Source organism: Klebsiella sp. NPDC088457 (genome assembly GCF_044900465.1).
GTDB lineage: Bacteria > Pseudomonadota > Gammaproteobacteria > Enterobacterales > Enterobacteriaceae > Klebsiella.
Map to the genome: position 1 here is coordinate 1 of NZ_JBJDNH010000085.1, position 7,755 is coordinate 7,755.

Below are 7,755 nucleotides of genomic sequence, written 5' to 3' on the forward strand. Positions count from 1 at the left end.
TTAATTCTGGTACAGGTTCTCGAACAGGGAGGTGGCGGCTTTTCTGGCTTACGAATCCGCTAAGTAGCTAACCCCGGCGGGGGGAAGCCCCCGCCATTCAGGGGAGATGATGTCTGACAAGCCTGAAGCGCCTTTATGAAGGGGTTACCGTTCGCCGGTAGCCCCTTTTTCCTTCCCGATGCGACCGCACGCCTTAACTTTCGGGAAGGGCAGTTCCCCTGCGGGGAACAGAGCAGGGAGGTAGCCCCTTTTCCCTCCCTCTATTCATGTTAATGCTAATGTACGCATCCATTAGCTATTACCGGGAAAGGTTATTTTTCCTTGTTCCGTGCTGCACGGATGCCTGTCTGATAGTGCTTTTTCACACTTTCAATATCACTCAGGGTGGAGGCCTGACAGGAGTATGCGGCAAGACGGTAGCGGGAAGCTATTTCATCCAGGGTGGCAGGCGTATTATCGCGGCTGCGGTGCTGGCGACCCTTCTGCCCAAAAGTGGCAACAATTATTTCCTGGCTACCCGAGCGGCCGAAAAGGCGCATACAAAGGCGCTTTACAATAAGCGGGGTTAAGTCCAGATCGATGCTGTCAGCTATCTCAAAAATAAAACTCAGCATCCGGTACGTTTTATAGCGCTTAACTGCTGCGCTGAGGCGTGCGGCTCGCTGAGGCAGTTCCCACGAATCATCAGAATAACGCTGCAGTTCAGCCTGATAATCCCGGGTCAGATGTTCGATTGTGTACGTAAAGTTGCGGTAAAAGTAAGCGCGAGACTGTTCAATCCGGGATTCCTGAGCCATTTTATGCACCGGTTGTTAATGCTAATGGATGCATACATTAGCATTAATAATTTAATACGCGCATCGAAGCAGGCAAAAACGGTGTATCGTTGCTGCGGGTTCTTATGCAGCAACACGGGCTTTCACAGTCCGATTTCGAAAACGAGATAGGTAAAAAATCGCTCGTCAGCCGGATCCTCAGTGGTGAACGCAGTCTGACCCTTGATCACATGCGGGCGCTGGCAAATCGATTTCAAATCCCGGTCTCGATGTTTGTTGACTGATACCGGAACAGAGCAGGCGAAGAGGGCACAGATGAAAGAGCGAGACGTATTTAGTGAACTGCAGGAAGGCATGATTGCATGGCGAGAGTTTAATGCAGGGAATGAAACGCTGCGATCGCACAGTAGCTGTCTTAAACCTGCCGTCCTGCCTACGAGACGGGCAAAAAGGCCGCGCGCCTGCGGCGCCGGGAAAACCGGGCCGCGCTGACGCGCCGCCCGCATTTCCTTTCCGCGTCTTCCCTGCCTGCTGTCTGCCTGCTTCCTCTTCTTCTCCCTGCTGTTATGCCTCTTTTTAACCCTTAAAGGCTTTAAAAGCATACCCACACTGGACACCTTCGGCTCCCGGCCAGCTGCGCTGTCCAGTCGTCGAGCCACACTCCGCCAGGGCAGCTGCTTCGCACCTGCCGGGCTCCGCCGAACCCGCAGGCGGTTTCGGGCCTGACGGCTAGTGTCTGATGTCTGAGGTCAGGGTCAACGGCAGCGCTTGCTGCGACCGTTCCGGCCGCGCCGCTTTCACCGTGCCGGCGAAGGACTGCCGGCACTCTGATGGCGCCACGCCGTTCCGTCGTGTCGGGTGTGTTCATTCTCATCCCTTCCTCTGGTGAGTCATCTCTCGTCCGTTCCCCGGCGGCCAGCTGCCGGTACCAGGTGCCGGTCAGGTCCGCCGGCGCGGTAACGTTCCGCGTGCCCGCCTCCGGCGCGGCGCTCTCATTGATCTGCACTCGGACCGCAATCCCCGCATCGTGGCAGGCCTGCAGCCAGGTGGCGACCTGCAGGGGATCGCCTTCCAGGCGTGTCACCTGCCCGGCCGCATTCCACAGCTGCAGGCAGGTGGTGCCGTCAAGACGGATCACATAGTCGCCCCGGCACACCAGGTGCCAGCGATTGTCCAGCGCCACCGGCCGGTCGTCAGCCTCATCAGCCTGGACAGGCGGGACCAGGGGCAGAACCCGGACTGCCGTCGCGCCCTGCCGGCGTCCGTCAGCCCGACGGCCAGCTGCAGGTTCGGGGCGCGCAGGGTGCGCAGCCAGCCCGCGGCTTCCATGCGCCGGCAGGAGGCGCGCAGGTTCGGCCCGTACACCGGGACGTCCCCGCCTTGCTCCAGCACCCGCTCGATATCGCGCGTCGCCACCGGCTCCGGACGTTTTGCATCGAGGGCGGCCAGCACAATCAGCACCCGCCGCTGCAGCGGCGACGGACGTCGGGATTTTTCCCGCATCATTGTCCCTCGTTCCTCTGAGAAATGAGCGTTTTTAGCCGTTTATAGTCTGCTTCGACCCGTGTGGTGGCCAGGCCCGTGTGTCCGCGCAGCGCCAGGAGATACCAGAAGCGGAGGATGTCATGAGCCTTGTTCACTTCCCAGACATAATGGGTGCCATCCCTGCGAAAATCGCATTGGTTTATTTCCTCTTCTGCCATCTGCGTCATTTGCTCATAGCTGAGCGAAAACATCATTTCGTCATCCATCCTGCCCGCTCCGTCTGATAAAGTCCGGTTAAGTGAAAATCCATCTCATGAATGATTATTTATTTAAGTTGGAAATATCATATCAGATATGATTTTCATATTAATGACAAATATCACATTCAGTATTATTTTATTTTTATCGTGCAATTATCATATCCTTTGCCGGTTTTCCTCTCCCGGGATCCGAAAATTGTCTGAGTCGGATCCTGATTTTTCTGCATTAACAGACTCGTCGCTGTGAGCGGGGATCAAGAACCACGCCACCATTGCGGCATTGGACCTGTGAACAGGCACAGACTCAACTCGTCTGGAGATTTCATTTCGCAGATGAAGCCCACTATTATGAAGTAATGAAACGAAGCATGCTGGAGCTGAGCATTTATACTTTCTGGTCATTCCTGAAACTGAAAAGGTGCTTGCAGTTGAGAGGGGAGGTAGTTAAGGCCCCCTAAACGCCGGGGTAGTTATACTTGCCAAACCGATTAAGAATAAGAGTAGTATCTCCCTTTCAGCTTCACTATCAGGTGGTGTCCTGAAATTAAATGAACTTTTCCCTGACCAGTTTTTTTAAATTCAATTAAAAATCTGATAACATTTTGATTATTTAATTTACCAATAATAACGTTGTGAAATTAACTGTGTTGCACCAGTGCAACTTTTTTGCTCAATGATAGTGCGAAAACCTTGAGCATAACGGGCTAAATGCGTTTTTTTAATGGCACCATTCTTGCTTTATCTTTTTTTCACGCAATGGAGAGGTAATCATTATGGAACCTGCATTATGTCATTTTATGGCCAGTCATGACGAATATCATACAGATGAAAGTGCTTCAACATTTGGTATATTACAGACGCTCCCTGAACAAATCCCGTCAAAAGAACACTATATTGTCCCTGATCATATAGTTCAGGAATGGATAAGTAATAAATATGGTGTTCTGATTAAACAACTGACAGACAGAATCTCAAATAATGCACTGCGTAATCTCTCACGGGCAGGTCAGGACAATCCCTGTGATTTCCGCGAGATTATTACAGAAGTCATGACATCCCGGCTAATCAGAAGAGGGACCCTCAGCGCACAGGCTCGAGCACAACGGGTGGAAGATATTCAGACTGACTCCTCCGGTCGGGTGACGTTCTCCATATTGTTGTTACCTTTCCGGACACCGTCACCTCTGAAACATGACTCCTTATTACCGGACCTGGGAGAGTACTTCACCCTGAGTCTACTTTATGCCCTGGCTGACAGCTGCCGGCAGGTCCAGCTCCGCCTGTTTAACATGGCTCATTCTGTATCCGATACACTCCAGGCACAGGGTACTGATGCCAGGACATTGTTACGGCAAGACGGAGAACGTTCATCAGGTCAACGCGGTGAGGCCATGTCTCTTATTGAAGAGGCGTTGAGGCATAAATTTTCCGGGAAGGAGTACATTCGCCGGCGAAAATTCATACGCTCACTACTGCAGAATGACACATGCCTGAATTATGCATGCCCGGAACATCTCTCTGCATTTTTACTGCTGCTTTCAGATGTTGAAATGACTCCTGTACAGTTCAGGCACTGGATACAGACGGACATTACGCCGGTACATATTTATGCTGTTCAGGATGAATATCGATATCCGTGTTTCGATATGCTTGACCGAAAAATGATACGGGACTATCGCACCGATCTTCTGGCTTTTATGAAAAACGTCAATATGGATAATCAGTTACTGTCTCTTATCCGCTATGAAGATATCCAGAATAATTTATCATGGAAAACCCGGTTTTTTAATGATCTTGAATATTCCTCCAAACTTAATGCTTTGATGGCGTGTGTCAGCGAGTCTGAAGGACTGTACGAGGCAGCAGGAAGGGCGGCTTTTCTTACGACGTTACGGGAGCAGGATCCCCGTCTCCAGCAGCTATTTGAACCCCTTCTCTTTGCGATTCCCTATCCACTCCTTGAAACATATGCACGGGAGCAGTCGCTTAATTACGGTGAGTTTTACTGTCAGTTCATGAAAAATATTTATACCCCCCGGAAAGGAGATGATGAGTTATTAAGACGGGTGATCCTGAATCAGGTGCTGCAGGCGGTTGCCAGATACGTTGCAGCGTATGAAAGCAATACTGCAGGTAAAAATACGACCGGTTTCGATGATGTGCGTTCCCTGTTCCCGGAAACCCTGCGTATGTCGATACACCGTAAAGATGAGATACACGGGCATTACTCTGTGCAGATCTCGCCTTCCTCCTCCCGGGTCCCCTGGCATGGTGTGGCGGTTCTGGAGCCTACACAAAACGGGTTCCTGCTGGATGTACGTCTGGAAAGAGAGGTTCGCGCAGCCGGATATACCGGAGTCAGTCCGACCGGACGCGAGCAGTCTCCCCTTTTTTTTGTCCCTCCCGACATCAGCCACGAAGAGTTAACGCAGCGTTTAACCGATGATTCTTTCGCTTTACTGTCGTTGAGTTCATCCCGGTAGGAGGCCCCATGCGATATATACCAGGCAGGATCCCTGTGATACTTGCAGTCAGCAATCTGTTTTTTACCTGTGCCGTTTCTGTTGACCTGACAATTGCCACCCTGGTGGGCTATCAGCTGGCACCTTCTGGCGAGCTGGCCACGATCCCGTTTGCCCTCATTACTGTCGCCGGCGCGTTCTCGAGTATGTTTGCGGCCGGCATGATTGGGCGGGGAAAAGAAAAACTCGCGTTTATTCTCGGTTCGTTATGCGGTACCGTGGGCGGATTGCTGTCTTTTCTCGCGGTACTGAAAGGCAGTTTTTTACTCTTTTGTACCGGCTGCTTTCTTGTGGGGATCTATCAGGCTTTCAGTCAGTACTATCGTCTGGTTGCTGCCGATCACTCCCCACCGGAAGTGAAAGCGCAGTCAATTTCTCTGGTTATGATTGGCGGTGTTGTGGCTGCGATCCTCGGGCCATTGCTGACGATTATTGCGCGGGATATCCCCGGACTCCCTCGCTTTTCCGGTGTTTATCTCGTTGTGGCAGGGCTGGGTATCCTGTCTGCGCTTAACCTGGCTCTGTTCCTTGACCGTTCAGGAAGTCACTCTCCTTCACCGGGGACCCGGGCGATCCAGGGTGAATCACCAACCTGCCGGGAGTTAATGAACCGTCCGGATTATCGTACAGCCTGGTTTCACCTGGTTATTGGCTCCTTCGTCATGCTGTTTCTGATGACGGCGGCCCCTCTTTCTGTGACGCACCACCACTCAATGAATGACGGTGCGCTGGTTATTCAGCTGCATCTGCTGGGGATGTATGTGCCTTCACTGTTTACCGGCCTCCTGATACGAAAACTGGGTCTCACCGTTTTGTTGTACGCAGGGATTGCGCTCAACCTGACCGCTATCGCGGTAAACCTGTGCGGGGAAACGATGCTGGCATACAGTTTAAGTCTGCTTCTCGTCGGGGTTGGATGGAATTTTATGTTTGTTGGTGGTTCGACACTGCTCAGTCTGTCTTATCGTGATAATGAGCGAAAAAAAGCGCAGGGGCTGGCCGAAACCAGCCGTTTTGTTTTCTCCGCGATAGCCACATCCGGAGCGGGCGTGATTCTGGCCTTACTGGGCTGGAAGCTGCTTGGTCTGATGATGATACCGGTTTTACTGATATGTCTGGTATCCACCTGGCAGTACAGCCTGGCGATGAGGAGAGAAGGAGGGACGGCTTCACGTCCTGCTGGAGACGGTTCCTGAACGTCGTTCAGTCCTGGTTTTTTGAGAAGCCCCCTTCCGTAAGGAAGGGGGAGGGGCAGGTGACGGGCGTACCAGTTACTGGTAAATCTACCTCATAGGTACTCTCGACTCACATACTTGATTGGCAGCTATGAGCTGTAGCGGACATCCTAAGTATTCGGAAGACCTCTAAAAGTAAATGATTCGTTTTGTCGGAATGCTTACAACAGGTTTGTGTATACTACCCCTATCAATACCGGACTCACCGATAAGGTTTAGCACCAACGTATGGGAAGTTTATCTAAAGCATTACTCATATCGCTTATATACACGGCGATAGTGATTATTCTTGATGCAGTTGCCATCTACTATTTCAAGCTGAGCGCCCCGATCATTGTCGTAGTGACGACGTTTTTGATGTTCTGCATATTAGCGTTTGAATACGTGGATGCGACAAAGCGCTCAGAACGGAACTTTGCTGAGCGCCGGAAGAATCAGGCGCAGGGGGCGGCATTTTCGATGATGTGGGATACTCTGGATTCAGACGCTAAACAACGTTTTTACCAAAAAGTCGATGAGGGTCGAGAATCCAGCGATTTTAATTCCAGATACCAGCTATTACAGAACGAAATTCGATATTGGGACAAAGAGATAGAACGGCTACGGTAATCATCACCTCACGGCAAAGGTGGTGACCGAGATCACGATACGGTGATCATCAATTGTTAAATAATAAGAATACGGCCAGAATGAGAAATTCTGGCCGTATTTCACTTCTTCCTTGATGCTCTATCTGTTCGCTGTGCGCCTCATTTTTTTTAAAATTAAAGCAATTCATCAATATAAGTCATAATGGAACGAACCAGATTTATGGCAAAACGCGCATCGGCTTCATTAAGCAAAGTTTGAGTAGGATGGGCCATGCTATAATTGTTGCGCAGGTTATTGATCCCATGAAGTATTGCGGCAGATGATCTCAACATTTTAAAAACATCTTCATTTCTTCCATCATCAGGCTGGTCTTTGAGATGTGCAGTTATCAGGGAAAGCAAGCCTGGAACATTATCATTTGTACTATTGGTCGCAATTACATGGTTGGCACACATTTGTCTTAATGAAGCATGAAGTGTATTAGCTCAGACCCGATCTGACAGTTACCGGTTATTTATACAGGTATCTGTCAGATTACATCTGGTCTAAATTTTTCTCAGCCCAGATGCGCTTTCCATCAAGTAACGTTTCCATCGGCGTCCGCCCACAGCACATTTTTCCCTGATGGGTTCGCTCATTATTATAGTGAGCCAGCCATTCATCAAGATCCGACTGTAAAGTAACGAGATCGCCGTACAGCTTTTTACGGAACGTTACCTGATAAAATTCGTTCAGTATTGTTTTATGGAACCGCTCGCAGATACCGTTGGTCTGCGGGGACATCGCCTTCGTTTGAATCGCCACAGGTTTAACAGACACCTCAGAGTCATTTAAGATGACTTAAAGAGAGGTGCCCATGAGCGGTAAGCGTTATCCTGAAGAGTTA

The 7,755-nt window shown here is 50.4% G+C and carries 6 protein-coding genes and 3 pseudogenes; 4 read left to right on the plus strand and 5 right to left on the minus strand.

Features of this window, described 5'->3' with window-relative positions; all coding sequences use genetic code 11:
* Positions 1-311: 311 nt before the first annotated feature.
* Positions 312-797 (minus strand): cytoplasmic protein, encoded by a 486-nt coding sequence (locus tag ACI2JR_RS27415; protein WP_462479999.1) that lies wholly within the window; start codon positions 795-797, stop codon positions 312-314.
* A gap of 50 nt (positions 798-847) precedes the next feature.
* Here ACI2JR_RS27415 and ACI2JR_RS27420 point away from each other — a divergent pair.
* Positions 848-1,060 (plus strand): annotated as a pseudogene (locus tag ACI2JR_RS27420) (type II toxin-antitoxin system HigA family antitoxin); the annotation flags it as partial.
* A 704-nt stretch (positions 1,061-1,764) separates the two neighbouring features.
* Here ACI2JR_RS27420 and ACI2JR_RS27425 read toward each other — a convergent pair.
* Both ACI2JR_RS27425 and ACI2JR_RS27430 read right to left on the minus strand, forming a co-directional pair.
* Positions 1,765-2,282, minus strand: a pseudogene (locus ACI2JR_RS27425) (hypothetical protein); the annotation flags it as partial.
* Complete coding sequence (locus tag ACI2JR_RS27430; protein ID WP_462480000.1) at positions 2,279-2,527, minus strand: hypothetical protein; 249 nt, start codon at positions 2,525-2,527, stop codon at positions 2,279-2,281. The gene ACI2JR_RS27430 and the pseudogene ACI2JR_RS27425, both read right to left, overlap by 4 nt.
* A 767-nt stretch (positions 2,528-3,294) precedes the next feature.
* On the opposite strand from ACI2JR_RS27430, the gene ACI2JR_RS27435 reads away from it, so the two are divergent.
* From ACI2JR_RS27435 to ACI2JR_RS27445, 3 genes are all read left to right on the plus strand, one after another.
* Positions 3,295-5,004 carry a hypothetical protein gene (locus ACI2JR_RS27435; protein WP_462480001.1) on the plus strand — a complete coding sequence of 570 codons (1,710 nt, stop codon included), beginning with the start codon at positions 3,295-3,297 and terminating at the stop codon, positions 5,002-5,004.
* A 35-nt stretch (positions 5,005-5,039) separates the two neighbouring features.
* Positions 5,040-6,239: an MFS transporter gene (locus ACI2JR_RS27440; protein ID WP_462480002.1), complete on the plus strand. Its 1,200-nt coding sequence runs from the start codon at positions 5,040-5,042 to the stop codon at positions 6,237-6,239.
* 318 nt (positions 6,240-6,557) lie between these two features.
* Positions 6,558-6,887 (plus strand): hypothetical protein, encoded by a 330-nt coding sequence (locus tag ACI2JR_RS27445; protein ID WP_462480003.1) that lies wholly within the window; start codon positions 6,558-6,560, stop codon positions 6,885-6,887.
* A 155-nt stretch (positions 6,888-7,042) separates the two neighbouring features.
* Here the strand turns inward: ACI2JR_RS27445 and ACI2JR_RS27450 are convergent, their stop codons facing one another.
* Both ACI2JR_RS27450 and ACI2JR_RS27455 read right to left on the minus strand, forming a co-directional pair.
* Complete coding sequence (locus ACI2JR_RS27450) at positions 7,043-7,324, minus strand: abortive infection family protein (RefSeq protein WP_462480004.1); 282 nt, start codon at positions 7,322-7,324, stop codon at positions 7,043-7,045.
* 79 nt (positions 7,325-7,403) lie between these two features.
* Positions 7,404-7,664, minus strand: a pseudogene (locus ACI2JR_RS27455) (integrase core domain-containing protein); the annotation flags it as partial.
* Between the last annotated feature and the right edge of the window lie 91 nt (positions 7,665-7,755).

What these genes read in the sequence shown, in the direction of transcription:
- ACI2JR_RS27415 (WP_462479999.1), bottom strand. Translation starts at nt 797, where the DNA reads ATGGCTCAGGAATCCCGGATTGAACAGTCTCGCGCTTACTTTTACCGC.
- ACI2JR_RS27430 (WP_462480000.1), bottom strand. Translation starts at nt 2,527, where the DNA reads ATGGATGACGAAATGATGTTTTCGCTCAGCTATGAGCAAATGACGCAG.
- ACI2JR_RS27435 (WP_462480001.1), top strand. Translation starts at nt 3,295, where the DNA reads ATGGAACCTGCATTATGTCATTTTATGGCCAGTCATGACGAATATCAT.
- ACI2JR_RS27450 (WP_462480004.1), bottom strand. Translation starts at nt 7,324, where the DNA reads ATGTGTGCCAACCATGTAATTGCGACCAATAGTACAAATGATAATGTT.